General features: G+C 41.6%; 17 protein-coding genes. 5 read left to right on the top strand and 12 right to left on the bottom strand.

The genetic code is table 11. The features are described from left to right. Positions 1 to 25: 25 nt before the first annotated feature. Positions 26 to 1,876: a polysaccharide biosynthesis protein gene (locus STYK_RS09790; protein WP_001035713.1), complete on the bottom strand. Its 1,851-nt coding sequence runs from the start codon at positions 1,874 to 1,876 to the stop codon at positions 26 to 28. Positions 1,877 to 1,961: 85 nt separating this feature from the next. Beyond that, positions 1,962 to 2,792: a glycosyltransferase gene (locus STYK_RS09795; RefSeq protein WP_261804970.1), complete on the bottom strand. Its 831-nt coding sequence runs from the start codon at positions 2,790 to 2,792 to the stop codon at positions 1,962 to 1,964. Between the two features lie 154 nt (positions 2,793 to 2,946). Here STYK_RS09795 and STYK_RS09800 point away from each other — a divergent pair, with 154 nt between their 5' ends. The 5 genes from STYK_RS09800 to STYK_RS09820 all read left to right on the top strand — a co-directional run bounded on the left by STYK_RS09800 (position 2,947) and on the right by STYK_RS09820 (position 7,192). Further along, positions 2,947 to 4,113 (top strand): CynX/NimT family MFS transporter, encoded by a 1,167-nt coding sequence (locus STYK_RS09800; RefSeq protein WP_261024626.1) that lies wholly within the window; start codon positions 2,947 to 2,949, stop codon positions 4,111 to 4,113. 138 nt (positions 4,114 to 4,251) lie between these two features. Then, positions 4,252 to 4,578, top strand: a complete 327-nt coding sequence (locus STYK_RS09805) for a PadR family transcriptional regulator (protein ID WP_100104776.1) — start codon at positions 4,252 to 4,254, stop codon at positions 4,576 to 4,578. Next, positions 4,565 to 5,158 (top strand): DUF1700 domain-containing protein, encoded by a 594-nt coding sequence (locus tag STYK_RS09810; RefSeq protein WP_000198700.1) that lies wholly within the window; start codon positions 4,565 to 4,567, stop codon positions 5,156 to 5,158. Before STYK_RS09805 ends, STYK_RS09810 begins: the two co-directional genes overlap by 14 nt. Next, positions 5,151 to 6,065: a DUF4097 domain-containing protein gene (locus STYK_RS09815; RefSeq protein ID WP_261804971.1), complete on the top strand. Its 915-nt coding sequence runs from the start codon at positions 5,151 to 5,153 to the stop codon at positions 6,063 to 6,065. Before STYK_RS09810 ends, STYK_RS09815 begins: the two co-directional genes overlap by 8 nt. Before the next feature lie 62 nt (positions 6,066 to 6,127). Beyond that, positions 6,128 to 7,192 (top strand): DUF6574 domain-containing protein, encoded by a 1,065-nt coding sequence (locus tag STYK_RS09820; RefSeq protein WP_261804972.1) that lies wholly within the window; start codon positions 6,128 to 6,130, stop codon positions 7,190 to 7,192. Here STYK_RS09820 and STYK_RS09825 read toward each other — a convergent pair. From STYK_RS09825 to STYK_RS09870, 10 genes are all read right to left on the bottom strand, one after another. Next, a complete protein-coding gene (locus STYK_RS09825) occupies positions 7,189 to 7,341 on the bottom strand; it encodes a hypothetical protein (RefSeq protein WP_000692984.1) in 153 nt (50 codons plus the stop codon). The genes STYK_RS09820 and STYK_RS09825 overlap by 4 nt on opposite strands. Before the next feature lie 74 nt (positions 7,342 to 7,415). After that, positions 7,416 to 8,276 (bottom strand): DUF4299 domain-containing protein, encoded by an 861-nt coding sequence (locus tag STYK_RS09830; protein WP_261804973.1) that lies wholly within the window; start codon positions 8,274 to 8,276, stop codon positions 7,416 to 7,418. A gap of 226 nt (positions 8,277 to 8,502) precedes the next feature. Further along, complete coding sequence (gene trhO / locus STYK_RS09835; protein WP_001030020.1) at positions 8,503 to 9,489, bottom strand: oxygen-dependent tRNA uridine(34) hydroxylase TrhO; 987 nt, start codon at positions 9,487 to 9,489, stop codon at positions 8,503 to 8,505. 131 nt (positions 9,490 to 9,620) lie between these two features. Next, the gene (locus STYK_RS09840) at positions 9,621 to 9,917 is read right to left on the bottom strand and encodes a bacteriocin immunity protein (RefSeq protein ID WP_261033919.1); all 297 of its coding nucleotides are present in this window, start codon (positions 9,915 to 9,917) and stop codon (positions 9,621 to 9,623) included. A 59-nt stretch (positions 9,918 to 9,976) separates the two neighbouring features. Next, positions 9,977 to 10,666: a CPBP family intramembrane glutamic endopeptidase gene (locus STYK_RS09845; protein ID WP_049543195.1), complete on the bottom strand. Its 690-nt coding sequence runs from the start codon at positions 10,664 to 10,666 to the stop codon at positions 9,977 to 9,979. A 235-nt stretch (positions 10,667 to 10,901) separates the two neighbouring features. Then, complete coding sequence (locus tag STYK_RS09850) at positions 10,902 to 12,383, bottom strand: ABC transporter substrate-binding protein (protein ID WP_261804974.1); 1,482 nt, start codon at positions 12,381 to 12,383, stop codon at positions 10,902 to 10,904. Between the two features lie 103 nt (positions 12,384 to 12,486). Then, the gene (locus STYK_RS09855) at positions 12,487 to 13,410 is read right to left on the bottom strand and encodes a carbohydrate ABC transporter permease (protein WP_000818353.1); all 924 of its coding nucleotides are present in this window, start codon (positions 13,408 to 13,410) and stop codon (positions 12,487 to 12,489) included. A gap of 13 nt (positions 13,411 to 13,423) precedes the next feature. Then, positions 13,424 to 14,353 (bottom strand): ABC transporter permease, encoded by a 930-nt coding sequence (locus STYK_RS09860; protein WP_049515574.1) that lies wholly within the window; start codon positions 14,351 to 14,353, stop codon positions 13,424 to 13,426. A 209-nt stretch (positions 14,354 to 14,562) separates the two neighbouring features. Further along, a complete protein-coding gene (locus STYK_RS09865) occupies positions 14,563 to 16,443 on the bottom strand; it encodes a beta-N-acetylhexosaminidase (protein WP_261804975.1) in 1,881 nt (626 codons plus the stop codon). Then, a complete protein-coding gene (locus STYK_RS09870) occupies positions 16,437 to 17,306 on the bottom strand; it encodes an ROK family protein (protein WP_049501978.1) in 870 nt (289 codons plus the stop codon). Before STYK_RS09870 ends, STYK_RS09865 begins: the two co-directional genes overlap by 7 nt. Between the last annotated feature and the right edge of the window lie 34 nt (positions 17,307 to 17,340).

Here is a 17,340-nt window from a genome sequence, read left to right on the forward strand (position 1 = left end):
ACTGATAATATGCGTTTTTCTGTTTTTATTCAACGTGGGTAGTTTGATTGGCAAAGGCGATAATAGCTTGCTTCAACTCATCTCCACTGAGAGTGCGGAACTCTTCAATCTTTTGATCGATGGCTTCTAAAGGCATAACATTGACCTTACCAACGAAAATCTTATCCATAACTTGGTTATCAACAAGTTCGGTTGATACCAAGAGTTCTTCGTAAAGTTTTTCACCTGGGCGGATTCCAACTTCAACGATTGGAATTTCACTTTCGGTGTGTCCACTTAGAAGGACCATTTTCTTGGCCAAGTCATAAATCTTGACTGGTTTGCCCATATCAAGGATAAAGACTTCCCCATCCTTGGCATAAGCACCAGCATGGATAACCAAACGGCTAGCTTCTGGAATAGTCATAAAGTAACGGGTCATGCGGAAGTCTGTCACCGTTACAGGACCGCCTTCAGCAATCTGACGTTCAAAGACTGGAATGACACTACCACGGCTACCAAGAACATTCCCAAAACGAACCGCACAGTAGGTCGATTGGCTACGTTGGTTAAAGCCAGTGACAATCAACTCAGCCACGCGCTTGGTTGCTCCCATAACATTTGGTGGATTAACCGCCTTATCTGTCGAAATCATAACCATCTTAGGTACTTTGGCTTCATCAACAGCCTTAGCAACGTTGTAAGTTCCACGGATATTGTTTTTGAAGGCTTCTTTTGGATTGCGCTCCATCATAGGAACGTGCTTGTGAGCAGCCGCATGATAAACAATAGCTGGCTTGTACTGTTCAAAGACTTGCAAGAGACGGTCATAGTCTTGAATATCGGCAATAACCGGTACATAATCAATCCCTTGGAACTTGCGAATCAATTCATGATAAACAAGGTAGATTGAGTTTTCCCCATGACCGAGCAAGACGATGCGTTCAGGATTGAAGCGACTAACTTGGCGACAGATTTCAGAACCGATTGAGCCACCAGCACCTGTAACCAAGATTGTCTTACCTGTCAGTTCTGCGCCCAGACGCGATTCATCAAGACGAATTTCCTGACGTCCCAAAAGGTCCGTAATATCAATTTTTTGGAAGCCAGTACCTGCTTGGTGAAGTCCTTGAACAACCGTTTCAACCTTAGGCATCTTGTAACACTTGACACCCAGCTTATTACACATCTGCAAGATACGTTCATATTCTGACGGGTCAAGCGACGGAATCGCAACGATAACACGCTCGATTTGATGGCGTTTGGCTAATTCAGGCAGATCATCATATGAACCCAAAACAGGGATTCCACCAAGTTTTTGGCCCTTTTTCTTAGAATCCTTGTCCAAAATACCGACAAGTTCTAATTCACTAGTTGGATGTTGGTAACTATCCATAAAGAGGGCTCCACCATCACCGGCACCAATCAAGAAGGTCCGACGGTGTTCTCCATCACCACTTCCCTTTTTGCGTTTAGAGTAGATTAACTGCCAAGTAATCCGTGGCAATAAAATCAAGAAAGTACTCAACAAGATAAAGAGAATGATGAAACGGATTGAAAAAAGTGGCAAGAAGGCATAGCAGATACTATATGACAAGATACTGCTAGCAGTCACACCAAAAAAGATTTTCATGAAATCCGTAATCTTGCTGTAACGACTAATACTAGCGTTCAGCCCCCAAAATCCAATCATCAATTGATAGAACAGGAAGGCCAAACTCGTATAGATAATGTAGTCAACAGGTGCTGGATTAATCAAGCCATAGAATAAGATATAAGATACAATAATGGAAACCACCATACTCAAAATATCAAATATTCCCCAGAAAACCTGTTTTTGTTGTTTATTTAAAATTTCCACCAGATCAATCACATAATCTGTGAGTTTTTTATTCATAGAAATTTACTCCTCCTTAAAAGAGCTGGATAGTTATATTGTTATTATAACACTTTTTCTAAAGTTTACGATTTGCTACAATCTTTTACTTGCTTTTTCGTAACAGTTTCATAAAAATAAACTGTCGGACAAATCCTGGACAAAGGGCAACCACCATCTGAATGGCAACACTCTTGGCATACTCCATGTAAGAAATTTGTCCTCGCTTCAGCATGCGTTGACGAGCTTGACGATAGAGTTTGAGGTAACGCAGTCCCCCACGACGCTCAAACATTCCTGCTCCAACACGAACCTTACACAAGATTTGATCCAGATTTCCAGTCTTAGCTCCTGCAGCAATCATGTTGAGCCAGAGGAGGTCATCCTCCATATAAAGGCCATCCTCATAGTTGCCTGCCTTGAGAACCGTATCCTTCTTGAACATGACAGTCATGTGGTTAAAGGCACTTCTCATCCTTTGATAAGCTACAATATCTGCATGCTGGGTTGGAACACGACGGTAAGAAACGATCTCATCAGGATTGTCAATAAATTCTGCAATATGTCCACCTAATAGGTCGAGCTTGTCCTTCTCCATTAGCTGAACCTGTTTCTCAAAACGGTCTGGAACAGCTATATCATCCGTATCCATACGGGCAATAATATCATACTGACACTGCAAAACACCCTGTCGAAGAGCCAGACCCAAACCTTGATTCTGCTCAAGAGGATAGCGTTTCACTGGAATATCAGACTCAACTTCAAGCTGGTCTAATACCTGATAGAGCTCAGGTGTCAAAGGCCCATCCTCAACCAGAACCAATTCGCTCGGTTTCAGGGTCTGATTTTGAACACTATCAATAGCATCCTTTAAAAATGTCGGATTTTCCTTGATATAGACCGACATCAATACGCTGATTTTTTGCTTTTCAGACACAGTTTTTCTCCAATGTATAGATTTCCTTCCACTATTTTATCATAATTTTCAAGACTTTCCCATTTTTATCTTGAAAGCCCAAAACCTTACTTGACATTATAGGGAAAAAGCCTTAAAATAAGCTGTTATTAAAATCAGCTAGAAGAGGTATTATATGAAAAAGCAATCACTCTTTTTTGTTCCAGGTATTATCCTGATTGGTGTTTCCTTGCGGACTCCTTTTACTGTTTTACCCATTATATTGGGAGATATTTCGCAAGGGCTGGGAGTAGAAGTTAGTTCGCTTGGTGTCTTGACCAGCCTTCCCCTCCTCATGTTTACTCTCTTCTCGCTATTTTCTACCCGACTGGCTCAAAAAATCGGCTTGGAGCATCTCTTCACCTACAGCCTTTTCTTCTTGACCATCGGTTCTCTCATTAGACTAATCAATCTGCCTCTGCTCTATCTAGGAACCTTGATGGTTGGGGCAAGTATCGCAGTCATCAATGTTCTGCTTCCTAGTCTTATCCAAGCCAATCAACCAAAGAAAATTGGTTTTCTGACCACCTTATATGTAACCTCTATGGGGATTGCAACGGCTCTGGCCTCCTATCTGGCTGTGCCTATTACACAAGCCAGTTCTTGGAAAGGACTTATCATCCTCCTCACCCTGCTCTGTCTAGCAACTTTTTTGGTCTGGCTGCCTAATCACCGCTATAATCACAGACTGGCTCCACAAACCAAACAAAAAAGCAAAACAAAGGTCATGCATAATAAACAGGTCTGGGCAGTTATTGTCTTTGCAGGTTTTCAATCCTTGCTCTTTTACACTGCTATGACTTGGCTACCGACCATGGCTATCCACGCAGGCCTATCCAGTCACGAAGCTGGCTTGCTGACCTCTATCTTCTCTCTGATTAGCATTCCTTTTTCAATGACTATCCCAAGCCTGACAACCAGTTTATCTACTCGCAACCGTCAGCTCATGCTCACTCTGGTTTCACTAGCTGGTGTTGTCGGCATTTCCATGCTCTTTTTCCCAATCGGTAATTTCTTTTACTGGCTTGCCATCCATCTCCTCATCGGAACCGCGACCAGCGCCCTCTTCCCTTATCTCATGGTCAACTTTTCACTCAAGACAAGCGCTCCTGAAAAGACAGCCCAATTGTCTGGTTTATCTCAAACAGGAGGCTATATCCTAGCAGCCTTTGGGCCAACTCTCTTCGGTTACAGTTTTGACCTTTTCCACTCTTGGGTACCAGCTGTAGCTGCCCTCTTACTGGTGGATATCCTGATGACTGTAGCCCTCTTTACAGTGGACAGAGCCGATAAAATCCTCTAAACTTCTAGTTTTGCCTAGAAGTTTTTTATATATAAAAATTTTACACATTTCTCTTGACAGGGCTTTCTTTTAGATGTACAATGTATGTGTAGAAAAATTATATATAAAAATCTTACACATTAGAAAAGGAGGTTTCCCATGTACTTTCCAACATCCTCTGCCTTGATTGAATTTCTCATCTTGGCCGTACTGGAAAAAGGGGATTCTTATGGTTATGAGATTAGCCAAACCATTAAGCTGATCGCTAATATCAAAGAATCCACACTCTATCCTATCCTAAAAAAATTGGAAGGCAATAGCTTTCTGACAACCTATTCTAGAGAGTTCCAAGGTCGCATGCGCAAATACTACTCCTTGACAAATGGTGGTATAGAACAGCTCGTGACCCTAAAAGATGAATGGACACTCTATACAGACACCATCAATGGCATCATAGAAGGGAGTATCCGCCATGACAAGAACTGAATACCTGACTCAGCTAGAACTTTATCTCAAAAAACTGCCTCAGGCTGACCAAATTGAAGCCATGGACTATTTCAGGGAACTCTTTGACGATGCTGGAGTCGAAGGAGAGGAAGAACTCATCGCTAGCTTAGGAACTCCTAAGGAAGCAGCTCACGAAGTCCTCTCCAATCTTCTCGATAAAAAAATCAATGAGGCACCCGCTCAAAAAAATAACCGACAAATTTTGCATATCGCCTTGTTAGCCCTCCTTGCAGCCCCCATCGGTATTCCTCTGGGAATCGCCATCCTCGTGTCTCTGTTCGCAATCCTTGTGGCAGCCTTGACTGTCATCTTGGCTTTCTTTGCGGTCTCCATACTTGGTATCATCGGCGGATTCCTATTTTTAGTTGAAAGTTTCACTGTCCTCGCCCAAGCCAAATCAGCCTTTATCTTGATTTTTGGTTCTGGTTTACTGGCTATCGGTGCTTCTTCACTAGTCTTACTAGGTATTTCCTATGTAGCCCGCTTCTTCGGCCTACTCATTGTTCGCCTGGTGCAATTTGTTCTCAAAAAAGGAAAGAGAGGTGACCAGCATGCGTAAATGGACAAAAGGATTTCTCATTTTTGGTGTGGTGACTACCATTATCGGCTTTATCCTGCTCTTTGTAGGAATCCAATCTGACGGGATTAAGAGTCTGCTTGCCATGTCCAAGGAGCCTGTCTATGATAGTCGGATGGAAGAGTTGACCTTTGGCAAGGAAGTCGAAAACCTAGAGATTACTCTCCATCAACACGCACTGACCATCACAGACTCTTTCGATGATCAAATCCACATTTCTTACCATCCATCTCTTTCTGCTCACCATGATCTTATCACAAATCAGAACGATAAAACGCTGACCCTCACTGATAAGAAACTGTCTGAAACTCCATTTCTCTCTTCTGGAATTGGCGGGATTCTCCATATCGCAAGCAGCTACTCTCGTCGTTTTGAAGAAGTTATTCTCCAATTGCCAAAAGGGAGAACTCTAAAAGGAATCAACATCTCAGCAAATCGCGGTCAAACCAGTATCACCAATGCCAGCCTTGAAAATGCGACCCTCAATACCAATAATGGCTATCTCCTCCGAATTGAAGGAAGTCGTATCAAAAACAGTAAACTCACAACCCCTAATATCATTAATATCTTTGATACAGACCTTACAGATAGTCAGCTAGAGTCAACAGAACATCACTTCCACGCTGAAAATATCCAAGTCCATGGTAGGGTTGAACTGACTGCCAAATATTATCTCAGAATCATCCTAGACCAGAAAGAGAGCCAACGAATTAACTGGGACATCTCAAGCAACTATGGTTCTATCCACCAATTCACAAGAGAAAAGCCTGAATCAAGAGGCACGGAATTAAGCAACCCTTACAAAACTGAAAAAACCGATGTCAAGGATCAACTCATTGCGAAATCTGATGATGATATTGAACTAATATCCACACCAAGCAGACGTTGACAAAAACGCTTACATTCGCTACTATGGAAGCATATTTATCTAACTAAAAAGGAGGTTCTACCATGAAACAAGAATGGTTTGAAAGTAATGATTTTGTAAAAACAACAAGCAAGAACAAACCTGAAGAGCAAGCTCAAGAGGTTGCAGACAAGGCTGAAGAAACGATAGCTAATCTCGATACGCCAATTGAAAAAAATACTCAAGTAGAGGAGGAAGTCTCTCAAGCTGCAGTCAAACTGGAAAGCCAGCAAGAAGAGAAAATTGAAGCTCCTGAAGACAGTGAAGCGAGAACAGAAATAGAAGAAAAGAAAGCGTCTAATTCTACTGAAGAAGAGCCAGACCTTTCTAAAGAAACAGAAAAAGTCACTATAGCTGAAGAGAGTCAAGAAGCACTTCCGCAGCAAAAAACAACTACGAAAGAGCCACTTCTTATCAGCAAATCCTTAGAAAGTCCCTATATCCCCGACCAAGCTCCAAAATCTACGGATAAATGGAAAGAGCAAGTGCTTGATTTTTGGTCTTGGCTAGTGGAAGCGATCAAATCTCCTACAAGCAAGCTTGAAACAAGTAGCACACACAGTTACACAGCCTTTCTCTTGCTCATTCTGTTTTCTGCATCTTCCTTTTTCTTTAGTATCTATCACATCAAACAAGCCTACTATGGACATATAGCAACTATAAACAGCCACTTCCCTGAACAACTAGCTCCTTTAACTCTCTTTTCAATCATCTCTATCCTAGTAGCAACCACACTCTTCTTCTTTTCATTCCTCTTGGGTAGTTTCGTTGTGAGACGATTTATCTACCAAGAAAAGGACTGGACGCTAGAAAAGGTTCTCCAACAATATAGTCAACTCTTGGCAATTCCAATCTTCCTCACTGCTATTGCTAGTTTCTTTGCCTTCTTTGATAGCCTGCGATTTACAGCCCTCTTGTGTGTGATTAGCATTGGAATCATTCTGCTTGCTAGTCTCCATATCATTACAAGGCCAAGTCAAGCAAGTGAAACCGACTCCTTCTATCAGTTATTCTTGTCTGTCCTTGTGAACGGAGTCATTATCCTCCTCTTCTTTGTAGCTGAAGTGGCACTGATTGGAGATTATCTTCGTATCTTGGCCTTTCTTTAAACTTCATACTCTTCGAAAATCTCTTCAAACCACGTCAGCTTCGCCTTACCGTATGTATGGTTACTGACTTCGTCAGTTTCATCTACAACCTCAAAACAGTGTTTTGAGCAGCCTGCGGCTAGCTTCCTAGTTTGCTCTTTGATTTTCATTGAGTAGCAATCCTGTCTTTCATGGCAGGATTTTTTCTATGTCAAAAAAGCAAGTCGATTGACCTGCTTCTGATTTACTCTTCTTGTGCTAATGCTTTAAAATCTTGTCCTAGGATGGGTTGTATTTCTAATTGATTGGCATCTAATTGGTGGTAAGATGCTGATGGTAATGACTCTAGGAATTTTGCATAGTCCAAGCGGGCAATGGCTTCATAGTCTTCTGGTTTAGAGCCGTCTCCTGTAATTTGAACCAAGTCAATCTCCCACTGAACTTCCTTATCTAGCAATTGCTCAATATAGGTAGCAGGAACAAATGGTTCTCTCGGTAATACTGTCTTGACTCCTTGAGCCAGATGGTAAACACCGTGAACTTGTCCTTCTCCATCCTGATAGAAGGAAACTCTTGCAAAGTAAGCATCTGTCTCTTGAACTGCACGTACACGTGCTTCAAACTGTGCCAAACCATCTGCCTCTAAAAAGCTTTTCAAGTCCTCATGACTAAAGAAAACAGGATTAAAAATTCCTTGGCAAATCGTAAAACGAGCTGCAGTATCTGCTAGATGGGCTTGGATACTTGCTTGGAAATAAGCTTCAAAATCAAAACCATCTAGTCCTTCAATCTCAGTTCCTGTATAAGCAAGCAGGGCTTCTAAAAATGCTTTGATAATCTGCCAGTCTGTCTTCGTGAGTAGGTCAGGAAGATCGACACGATATGCCTTTTGATCATCAGCATAACTGACCTTAAAGAGAAATTGTGATTGCCCCACTATCGCACACTCAATATATTCAAGACGGCTAAGAGGCTGACGAAGATAGACAGCATCATAGCTATGTGACTCCAAACCATCTACCAAGGCCAAGATGGACTTGGCAGTCAAAATCTCTTGTTCTCCTAAAATGCTCTGTTTATTTGGAATAAAAAATGTTTTCGTCATAACTGGACTCCTTTGAAATCGTTTACATATAGTATACCTTATTTTTCTGAAAGATACAAAAACAAACTTTATACTCTTCAAAAATCAAATTCAAACCGCGTCAGCTTCGCCTTGCCGTACTCAAGTACAGCCTGCGGCTAGCTTCCTAGTTTGCTCTTTGATTTTCATTGAGTATTAATTTTTGAGTAAAAAGCATAGAAAAACAGCCCCTAAGGACTGTTTAATCTTATACAGTAGCTGCTTGATCCAAGCTTTCACCGATAGCGGCTAGGCGCTCGACAACTTCAGCTTGTGTCAATTCATGTTCTGAAACATAGCGGTTACGTGGGTGAACACGGCACTCGTGTGAACATCCACGAAGGTACTTGTCTTCATTTTCTTCTGATGTCAAGATACGACGGTTACAGAATGGATTTCCACAGTTGACATAACGTTCACATGGTGTTCCATCAAACCAGTCTTTCCCTACGATAGTTGGGTTGACATGGTTGACATCTACGGCGATACGCTCGTCAAAGACGTACATTTTCCCATCCCAAAGCTCACCTTGGACTTCTGGATCTTTACCGTAAGTTGCAATTCCTCCGTGCAATTGGCCGACATCTTTGTAGCCTTCACGGACCATCCAGCCTGAGAATTTCTCACAGCGAACCCCACCTGTACAGTAAACCACGACACGCTTGTCCATGAATTTTTCTTTGTTATCACGAACCCATTGTGGCAACTCACGGAAGTTGCGGATATCTGGGCGGATAGCCCCACGGAAGTGTCCTAGGTCGTACTCATAATCGTTACGTGTGTCAAGGACAACTGTATCTTCGTCAAGAAGAGCTTCTTTGAACTCTTTTGGAGACAAGTAAGCACCTGTTGTTTCAAGTGGGTTGATGTCATTGTCAAAGTCGTTGTCTTCCAAACCAAGGTGGACAATTTCTTTCTTATAGCGAACAAACATCTTCTTGAAAGCTTGTTCACTTTCTTCGTCAATCTTGAACCAGAGGTCTTCCATTCCTGGGAGACTGTGAACGTAGTCCATGTATTTTTGAGTTGTTTCGTAGTCACCTGAAACTGTTCCGTTAATCCCCTCGTCAGCAACTAGGATACGGCCTTTAAGACCGATTGATTTACAGAAAGCCAAGTGGTCTGCAGCAAATTGCTCTGCATTTTCAATTGGAGTATAAAGGTAGTAAAGTAAGACACGAATATCTTTTGCCATAAGATTTGTTCTCTTTTCTATTCTTAAATTTTCAGAATTTTTCATCTAACTATACTAGTATACCTGCTTGAGAAAACGAATGCAATTTATTTGACTGGAAATTGTAGAAAGGGATTTATCCCTGCACTCCATCAGTAACCATAACGAATCGCCGACAGTTCTCTTAATTTCTTTATCTGCTCGGCTTGACTTTCTGACAAACTCAGCTTGTTATCAATCAACACACGTGAGATATCAACATTCATTTGACTCAGAATAAACGGAGTAGAGGTCCCATCGTTCTTTAATCTTCTTTTATAAATCACTAACTGATTTTTCAGGGGAGCAAGTTGAGGCGCAGCCTTTATATCTTCCAATAGATAATCAACGACCGTCATGGCTTCACTACGTCTTTCGCTTCCTCCGGCAAACCATTTTAATGGTGTCATACTCATTTTCCTCCTGAAATATTTGAAAAACTATCATTCCTAGCTCTCATGCTAGTATTTTACCCAAACACCCTATGTAAAAAAGTCAGCAAAAATGGTAATGTCGCGAAAATATTATTAATCACATGCACCGCATAGGATGGATAAATACTCTTGGTATAGCGGGTCAAACTAGCAAAGATGATGCCAGATGTTGCAAAGACGAAGATATCTAACAAACTAGGTAGGCTTGAAAAATGAGGAAGAGCAAATAAAATTGACGGAAGAAGCAAATCAAGGCCAAATCTCGAATGCTTAAAAAAGGCATGTTGCAGTAATCCTCTATAGATTAGCTCTTCCATAAGTGGAGTCAGAAAGAACAAAGTTATATAGATACCTAGCTCAGCAAAGTTGGTCCCACTATAACCGATCAATACAGCCCAACCTTCAGCAGTTGATTGAACATGTTTAGCTGTCTGAACGTTAAAAGAGATCTGGAGCACTACCACTAATACTGTCAAAATCGAATACCAAAGCCATTTTTTTCTCGGAATGCGAAAAAGATAGCCGTGCCCTGTCTTAAACAGAATCCAAATCATGACTCCACTAAATAGCAAACTCAAAAGATTTTGAATCCAGACGAAATTGCCAATCTGGGAAGAAAATTGCCAATAATTTTGAACAATAAGCGTCAGATGAGAAAGACCAAATACGAAAAATAAGTAAGAGAAAACTGCACTTATTTTGAATAGAAGTTGATACTTTTTCATGTGAACCCTCCGTTGTAAACTTGGAACATCTCTAATATAAGCGATATTTTCCTAAATCCTTACTCCAAATCCTAAATGGTGCTTAAGATTTCCTGAATGGTTAAATAGTGATAAGAAAACACGGATATCTATGCTCTCGTTTCAAAAAATCACTGCCTTCCCCAGACCAACCTGAGGAAAGCAGTGATTCTTATTTTAGGAGTTAGGAATGAATACACGAAATCAATTTAGCTGATTATTTTTTGTTTTTCAAGAATTCATCGTATTGTTTTTGCATTTCGTTCAATACTTTTTCGTAGGCACCTTCAGATTTCAATTTTTCCATCAATTCTGGAATAGCTTTATCTGGGTCTACAGTACCAGTGTTGATAGCTGTATCAAATTGTTGCATTGTGTTAGAAATAGCTGAGATTTCAGATTTCACATTGTCAGTATTGAAGATAAATCCAAGCGCTGGAGATTCTTTAGCTTCTGCCAATTCTTTCTTAGAATTTTCGATTTGTTGGTCTGTAACGTTTTCGTTGATGTAAAGGATCCAGTTGTTACCAGTGTTCCATCCACCCATGTGAGTGTTTCCTTTGTAGCCATCAAGAACGCGAACACGGTTTTCTTTACCTTCAATTTTTTCCCAGTTCTTACCTTCTGGACCGTAAACAAGACCGTTCAAGAGTTCTGGGTTCGTATTCAAGAGGTTCAACACTTCCATTGATTTTTCTTTGTTCTTAGAGTTGTTTGAGATGACAAAGTTAGCAACTTGTGTTGTTTGGTTTTTCTTAATGAAGTTAGTGAATGATTTGATTTGGATATCTTTGTTAGCAACACGTGAAAGCAAGCTGTTACCGTAGTCAGCTGGTCCTACTGTTTCTTCACGAACGAACCAAGTATCTTGTTGAAGGTCAAATGAAGTATCGCTTGTTGCTACGTCTTTTGGAATGTATCCAGCTTCATAGAATTTGTGAAGAGTCTTCAAGTGTTCTTTAAAGCGAGGCACTTCGTAACGGTTTACGATCTTAGTAGTGTCCCCTTCAAGGTCGATAACGAATGGAAGTCCGTTTGGAACTGGGTAGTCAAAGTTATCAGATGGGATGAAGTTCTTAGTAACCGCAAATGGCACTACATCTGGAGCTTTTTCTTTGATTTGTTTCAAGACTGGTTCAAGTGTTTCATATGAAGTGACACCTGAAATATCGATACCGTATTTAGCAAGAAGAGTTCCGTTGAAAGCGAAGTTTTGAGATGATGCAACGTTGGCTGCAACTGGAACTGCGTAAATTTTACCGTTAATGCTGTTACCTTTGATGTAAGCTGGGTCAAGTGCTTTATAAAGCTCTGCCCCTTCTTTCTTATACAAGTCAGTCAAGTCAGCATAGGCACCTTTTTGAGCATTTACAACATAGTTAGATGCAAAGGCGATATCGTAGTTTTCACCAGATGATGTGATAACTGACATTTTCTTATCATAGTCACCCCATCCAAGATATTGGATATCCAATTTAGCACCAACTTTTTCACCGATGATTTTGTTAGCATTTTCTAGCAATTCATCTAAGTTATCTGGTTTGTCACCGATTTGGTACATTTTGATAACAGTTTTTTCACCTGAAGCTGAGTCAGCAGCTTTTTTACTGTTACCTGAAAGGTTTCCACAAGCAGCGAGACCAGCAGCCAAAGCGACTACGCTAGCAGATGCAAAAGCATATTTTTTCCAGTTTTTCATGACAAAAACTCCTTTTTTTATTTTTAAACTTATAAACAATATAATGATCTTAACTTCACGCAAGGGAAGTTTGGAAATGAGAAATGATTTTTCTCGACAAGTACTATTCTTTCACACCACCGATAGTCAAACCTTTTACAAAGTAGCGTTGGAAGAATGGATACAAAATCGCGATTGGAAGGGTTGCGACCACAACCATGGCCATACGACCTGTTTCTTTTGGAAGAGCAACTCCCAGTTGACCAGATAGGCCGACTGCTTTGGCGATGTAATCCATATTTTGTTGGATTTGCATGAGCAAATATTGCAATGGATACAAGTTGTCACTCTTGATGTAAAGAAGGGCATTGAACCAGTCATTCCAGAAACCAAGAGCTGTCAAGAGCGTGATGGTTGCAATACCTGGTAGTGACAATGGCAAACAGATTTGGAAGAAGATCCGGGCCTCACTAGCACCATCAATACGAGCGGATTCTAGAATAGCTTCTGGAATGGTCTTCTTGAAGAAGGAACGCATCAAGATGATGTTAAATGGTGAGAGAAGCATTGGAACAATCAAAGCCCAAACTGTATCACCAAGTTGAAGTAAACGAGTTACCACGATATAGCCCGGTACCAAACCAGCGTTGAACAACATACTAAGAAGGGCAAAAATCGTAAAGAATCTGCGATACTTAAAGGTTGTCCGTGAAATAGCGTAGGCATAAGTTGTTGTGATAAAAACGTTTGTGATAGTCCCCACCACTGTTACAAAGACTGAGATGAAGAGGGCTTGGAGGATTTTATCCTTAAACTGTGCCAAAAACTCAAAACCGTCTAAGCCAAATTGAGATGGGAAGAAGCTATATCCATTTTGGAGGATACTCTTTTCATCTGTCACCGAAATAACGATAACGAATACAAAGGGTAGGATACAAGAGAGGGCAACCAAACCAGAAATGGTACTAAAGAAGATATCTGCTTTCTTACTGAAGGAGTGAATGCCGACATTATCAATTTTTTCTTTTTTAATTTTCTTTTCTGCCATATTCTCCTCCTTTCTAGAACAAGGCTGAGTTTGGATCAACTCGTCTTGCCAGTAAGTTTGATAGGATAACCAGAATCAAACCGACTACTGATTGATAGAGACCTGCCGCTGAAGCCATCCCGATATCTGCTGTCTGAGTCAAACCATTATAAACATATACGTCCAAGACGTTGGTTACGTTATAAAGCTGACCAGCATTGTGGGGGATTTGGTAGAAAAGACCGAAGTCTGCACGAAAGATATTTCCGACTGCAAGGATGGTCAATACAGTTACCAATGGTGTCAACTGCGGAATGGTTACATTGCGAATTCGTTGCCATTTGCTGGCTCCGTCCACTGTCGCTGCTTCGTAGTAGGTTGGATCAATTCCCATGATTGTCGCATAGTACATGACACTGCTATATCCAAAACCTTTCCAAATACCTAGGAAAAGTAGGAGATATGGCCAGATGCCCAAGTCAGCGTAGAAATTGACTTCCTTCATTCCGATAGATTCTAGGAAATGGTTGAATACCCCTTTATCAATGTTTAGGAAGGCATCTGTAAAGAAACTGATGATAACCCAAGACAAGAAGTAAGGGAACAACATAGAAGTTTGGAAAATCTTAACCATTCTCTTAGAACGGAGTTCACTGAGGATGATAGCAATCCCTACAGATACAATCAAACCGATAAAGATAAAGCCGAGATTGTAGAGGACAGTATTTCGTGTGATAATAAAGGCATCTTTTGAACTAAACAAGAATCTGAAATTATCGAGTCCGACCCATTTACTATTCACGATACTATCTATAAATCCATTACTGGTCATGTGGTAGTCTTTAAAGGCAACCACGTTCCCAAATACTGGAATGTAGAAGAATAGAGTCAACCAGAGTGCCCCTGGCAAAACCATTAAGAGAAAGATCCAGTTGTCTCTCAAGGTTTTTGAAAACTTATTCATAATTTCCTCCCTTTTTTATTTTGATATCCATCTAAAAATTCCTTTTTAGACTTTTGATAACGATTACATTATTAGTATACTCCTATTTGAAGGTTAGGTTAAACTACTAATTATAGAAAAAAACTCCACAAATTATTTTATGTGGAGTACTTTTTTAAGAAAGGGATGTTTCACGAGAAACACTCTTCATAAGACACAATGTTCTTGTTTTAGGTCGTGTAGATGGTTGAAGCTGTCGCAATGGTATGCCATTGGTTGGCTGTTGTGGCTGCGAAGTCCTTGTCTGCGTAAAAGTCAGTAAATGGCAGGATTTCCACTTCTAACTCATCGATGCGGTCAATCTGACCAGCCAGATAAGCCTCAATACGACTTTCTGCGCGTTTGATGCGTTGCAAGAGTCCGCCCATACGGATATCGACCGTATCCAAACCAAAGACCTTGTTTTCTTTCAGCCATTGGTGGCTAAAGAGGGCATGGAAGTGTTCGATTTGGCTTCTGAGTTCTGGTAATTCTTGTCTGGCGATTTCTTGTAGACTTTCCTTATCATCCACTTGATAGGCTTGACGAATGCGTCGTCCCACATCCACTTTGCTACTTAAAATCTGGTTCAACTGGGCCTGAGTTTCAAAGAGGTAGGCATAGTTGCCAGCTTTTTCTTTAATGTTAGCAAGCGTCTCAGCAGCCTGAGCGAAGTGCGGTTTGTCCTGTTCAGGTGTCATGTGTCGGTCAAGGATCGGACAGAGAACATCCTGATAAAAGACATAGCGGTTAGGATTGATCCCGCTGAGATTACCTGGTAGGTCTGGCAAGAGATTAGCTAGGTCAATCTGCATAAAGTCCTCAACCGATAGACCAGTATTAGTCTGGAAATGAGCAGACAAATGGTCTAGGTCATTGCGATAGCTGAGTTCAGCCCAGATTTGCAAGCTTGGGAGAATAGAAAACTGGGCTGTTTCCCCACCATTGTCCCCCCAACCCGTCACGATGACTTCTTTGATATCATTGGCACGGCAGGCTTTATTAGCTTCGACTGCGATGAGACGGCTGAAATGGTTGTTGGGTGTGAAACCAATCCACTTCCAAGCACCCCCCGCAAAGGCAAGGTCATGACTAATCTTGTGGTGGTTACTAAAGTTACGGTTGTATTTTTCCTCGCTATCCTGATAATAGTCCCAGTAAACCAAGGTCACACGATCTTTGAGACGGTCTAGGTAGACACGAGTTTCTTCTGGAATTTCCACATCACGGTCGTACTGCCCATCTACTGACATAAGTTTAAAGAACATATCGCTCCACATCTGGCAGTGGAAACCATATTTGTCTGCAATATCCAGCACGCGCTCCAAGTGTTGGCACATGAGGAGACTACGATCCACAACACCGTTCAGAATCAAGTAGCGTCCCAAACCAACCAAGTGGGCTTCGTCCATCCCGATATTGACCTTGCGAGTTTGTAGTTTAGACAGAGTAGCAAACATACCATCAATCAGGTCATAAACCTTTTCTTCGCCGATAAGAAGGATATCCTCCACATCACGGAGCTCCTGGACTTCTTTGACACCCCATTTGACGAAGGCTGACAAGTGAGCCAAGGTCTGGATACATGGCACAAAGATCATGTCAAACTGCTGGGCATAGGTTTCAATTTCCTGCAATTCCTCAGCTGAGTAAGCTCCACGGAAATAGCCAAAGTAAGGCTGCCCCTCAATCTGGTAAGTGTCTTCCATGTAGAGCTCAAAAGTTGAGTAGCCCATGAGAGCTAAGACCTCAATCATCTGCTTGGCAGAAGCCACATTCAGCACCGCATTTCGAGAACAGTCAGCCATGTAGGCTAAATCTTCATAAGCCGCCTTCTCCTTAATCTCTACTTTATCACCTTCTGCTAGAGCTGTTACCAACAAGGACAAGGCGCGATAGAGTTGGTGAGGTTTGCGATAGGTTAGTTGATAGTGTCCACCCTCACCCTTGATAGAGATAGAGGCTTGGTCAGATTGGGCGACAGCTACTTCGACATCTGGTAGAGAAATGTGCTTTTGAAGCAACTCTATAGCTTGATGTTGTTTACTGCTAATTCCTGTAAATCTTACCATTGATTTTCCTCCTGTAACCAGTTGACAAGGGCACCGTAGAGATTGGCATCTGCATGATAGGTGCAGGCTTGGATGACGGGTGTGACCGTGTATTCTTCGTAGGTATCAACAAAGTCATCTACAGCTTTTTTGACCCCTTGAATAAAATCTGGATTTTGACTGATAGAGCCTCCCAGACTGATGACATCTGGATCGATGAGATACTGGATATTGAGCAAGCCTTGCGCCAAATTACGATTCATCCGCTCAATGGCTTCTTGACAAAGGGCATTTCCTGCTTCGGCTTCTTGGTAAATTTTGCGACCGTCCCAGTCAGTCTGACCAGATTTTTCAATCACGTAGCGTACCATATTCCCAGTTGACGCTAATTGCGACCAGTTGTTGAGCTTTTCAGCAGGGGCAAGAGTTGTCATGTAGCCAAATTCTCCACCCAGACCGTGGCGACCTCGATGAAGTCTACCATTGATAATCATGGCTCCGCCAATCCCTGTCCCAATCACGACACAGGCTGCATTTTCAAGTTCTGGATGAGCCAGTAATTCACTGAGTCCAACGCAGTTGGCATCATTTTCCAGATGGACAGGAATCTGATAAGAGCTAAGCGCCTCATACCAAGAAAATCCGTGAATGTAGGGTACTGCACTGAAGCCATCAATCACACCTGTCTCTTGATTGACCGCGCCTGGAACGCTCATAGCAATCCCGCTATAATCCTGCTCTGACAAACGTTGATCTAGCCAAGCTAGTAAGTCCTCCAAACTTTCTGGCGTTGGAATGCTTGTCTTATCCAGTATTTTCCCATCAGGAGTCAGACTGGCAAACTTAATTCCAGTCCCTCCGATATCAATCGTTGCAATGGTCATTGTTTTTACCATAAAAAGGGGCGAATCAGCAGTT

The organism is Streptococcus toyakuensis (assembly GCF_024346585.1).
Lineage (GTDB): Bacteria > Bacillota > Bacilli > Lactobacillales > Streptococcaceae > Streptococcus > Streptococcus toyakuensis.

Bases quoted from the DNA above. Each gene is read 5' to 3' on its own strand.
- STYK_RS09830 (WP_261804973.1), bottom strand. From the start codon at position 8,276: ATGACGAAAACATTTTTTATTCCAAATAAACAGAGCATTTTAGGAGAA.
- STYK_RS09805 (WP_100104776.1), top strand. From the start codon at position 4,252: ATGTACTTTCCAACATCCTCTGCCTTGATTGAATTTCTCATCTTGGCC.
- STYK_RS09825 (WP_000692984.1), bottom strand. From the start codon at position 7,341: ATGAAAATCAAAGAGCAAACTAGGAAGCTAGCCGCAGGCTGCTCAAAA.
- STYK_RS09870 (WP_049501978.1), bottom strand. From the start codon at position 17,306: ATGACCATTGCAACGATTGATATCGGAGGGACTGGAATTAAGTTTGCC.
- STYK_RS09810 (WP_000198700.1), top strand. From the start codon at position 4,565: ATGACAAGAACTGAATACCTGACTCAGCTAGAACTTTATCTCAAAAAA.
- STYK_RS09820 (WP_261804972.1), top strand. From the start codon at position 6,128: ATGAAACAAGAATGGTTTGAAAGTAATGATTTTGTAAAAACAACAAGC.
- STYK_RS09845 (WP_049543195.1), bottom strand. From the start codon at position 10,666: ATGAAAAAGTATCAACTTCTATTCAAAATAAGTGCAGTTTTCTCTTAC.
- STYK_RS09855 (WP_000818353.1), bottom strand. From the start codon at position 13,410: ATGGCAGAAAAGAAAATTAAAAAAGAAAAAATTGATAATGTCGGCATT.
- STYK_RS09815 (WP_261804971.1), top strand. From the start codon at position 5,151: ATGCGTAAATGGACAAAAGGATTTCTCATTTTTGGTGTGGTGACTACC.
- STYK_RS09800 (WP_261024626.1), top strand. From the start codon at position 2,947: ATGAAAAAGCAATCACTCTTTTTTGTTCCAGGTATTATCCTGATTGGT.
- STYK_RS09840 (WP_261033919.1), bottom strand. From the start codon at position 9,917: ATGACACCATTAAAATGGTTTGCCGGAGGAAGCGAAAGACGTAGTGAA.
- trhO (WP_001030020.1), bottom strand. From the start codon at position 9,489: ATGGCAAAAGATATTCGTGTCTTACTTTACTACCTTTATACTCCAATT.
- STYK_RS09850 (WP_261804974.1), bottom strand. From the start codon at position 12,383: ATGAAAAACTGGAAAAAATATGCTTTTGCATCTGCTAGCGTAGTCGCT.
- STYK_RS09860 (WP_049515574.1), bottom strand. From the start codon at position 14,353: ATGAATAAGTTTTCAAAAACCTTGAGAGACAACTGGATCTTTCTCTTA.
- STYK_RS09865 (WP_261804975.1), bottom strand. From the start codon at position 16,443: ATGGTAAGATTTACAGGAATTAGCAGTAAACAACATCAAGCTATAGAG.
- STYK_RS09790 (WP_001035713.1), bottom strand. From the start codon at position 1,876: ATGAATAAAAAACTCACAGATTATGTGATTGATCTGGTGGAAATTTTA.